Origin of the sequence: Picosynechococcus sp. NKBG042902 (assembly GCF_963864045.1) — a bacterium.
Taxonomy (GTDB): domain Bacteria; phylum Cyanobacteriota; class Cyanobacteriia; order Cyanobacteriales; family MRBY01; genus MRBY01.
Map to the genome: position 1 here is coordinate 1 of NZ_CAWLTV010000015.1, position 1,325 is coordinate 1,325.

The window sequence follows — 1,325 nt, forward strand, 5'->3', positions numbered from 1 at the left end:
CCCCCGATACAGGCGTTGGTATTCCCCTTGCAGACCAGAAATATATTTTTGATCGTTTCTATCGGGTGCATGCAGACCGTGCCATCCATACCGGAGGTACAGGTTTAGGGCTGGCCATTGCCCAGGCGATCGCCCGCGCTCACCAAGGCAATATCCACCTCATCAGTCGCCCTAACCAAGGTAGTACATTTACTCTTCACTTACCTTTACCTCGCAGGAAAACCATTCTAGAAAATCACAATACTTAGTTGGGCCTAAGCTATCTACTGTCCTTTGCGAGGGTATCCGTCAAACACCACAGGCGATCGCCAACCGAATGGGAAGATTACCAAAGCGACTCATCGTAACCCCAAGCACCTCATCGGCTACCCCAAAAAGACAATGTCACATTCTCGTCACACCTATTTACGATCAGATACCTGCGTTAAGGGAACCATTTCAATCAAAGGACAAATATCTTCCGGCTGTGGATGAATCTGATCACTGCTCCAACGGTCGCGATAAGCCTCTAACTCAGTTTTAAAAAGGATCATTTCTTGAATTTTTACCTCAAGCTGCTGAATCTTTTCTTGCAATAGGTGCTGAACAAAATCACAAGGTAGATCACCACGGCGATGTACCGTCAAAATTTCTCGAATATCTCCCAGGGATAAACCGAGGGATTGGGCTTTTTTAATGAATCGCACCTGCTGCACAATGTTTGGTGAGTAGTAACGGTAGCCATTATCACCCCGCTCCGAATTGATCAGTCCTTGATCTTCGTAATAGCGTAATGCTCCTACAGCTACTTTTGTTTGTTTCGCCACATCGCCTATTTTTAAGCCAGTAATAACCGCCATAGAAAATTCCTTTTATTTTCTTCCATCTTAAACCTTGCACCTAACTAGAGAGTAAAGCAAAAAGATTTTTTCAAAAAAAGCCATTGATCCTCTTGACTCTACAGCTCACTACAGGGTTTAGGGTTGATGCATGGAACTAACAACTACCTTTTCTATTGAAGGAGACAAACCCATGTCTACAATCACAAAAACTATGACAAGCCCTCACGGCAACGTAAGTATTGAGCCAAAAGCCGTCAGACTATATCGTATGTCAACTTCTGAACATGAATGTCCTTGGGGATTGAGGGCAATTAATCTTCTTAACGAACATGGCATTGATTTTGAAGATGTACGCTTAACTTCACCAGAAGAAGTTGCTGCTTTTAAAACAAAGCATGATGTACCTACAACGCCACAAATCTTTTTTGGTGACTATCGCATTGGTGGGTATAGCGATTTAGCTGATTATTTTGATATTGAACCTGAAAAACCAGATTATTCCTA

At 42.9% G+C, this 1,325-nt stretch carries 3 protein-coding genes; 2 read left to right on the top strand and 1 reads right to left on the bottom strand.

Annotated features, from left to right (window positions below; translation table 11 throughout):
- Positions 1–248 (top strand): ATP-binding protein (locus AACR41_RS00085; protein ID WP_030008350.1); only part of this gene is annotated, 248 nt, incomplete at its 5' end.
- Between the two features lie 153 nt (positions 249–401).
- Here the strand turns inward: AACR41_RS00085 and AACR41_RS00090 are convergent.
- Positions 402–839: a heavy metal-responsive transcriptional regulator gene (locus tag AACR41_RS00090; RefSeq protein WP_030008351.1), complete on the bottom strand. Its 438-nt coding sequence runs from the start codon at positions 837–839 to the stop codon at positions 402–404.
- A 172-nt stretch (positions 840–1,011) separates the two neighbouring features.
- On the opposite strand from AACR41_RS00090, the gene AACR41_RS00095 reads away from it, so the two are divergent.
- The coding region (locus tag AACR41_RS00095) for a glutaredoxin domain-containing protein (protein ID WP_269464883.1) at positions 1,012–1,325 on the top strand (314 nt) is incomplete at its 3' end.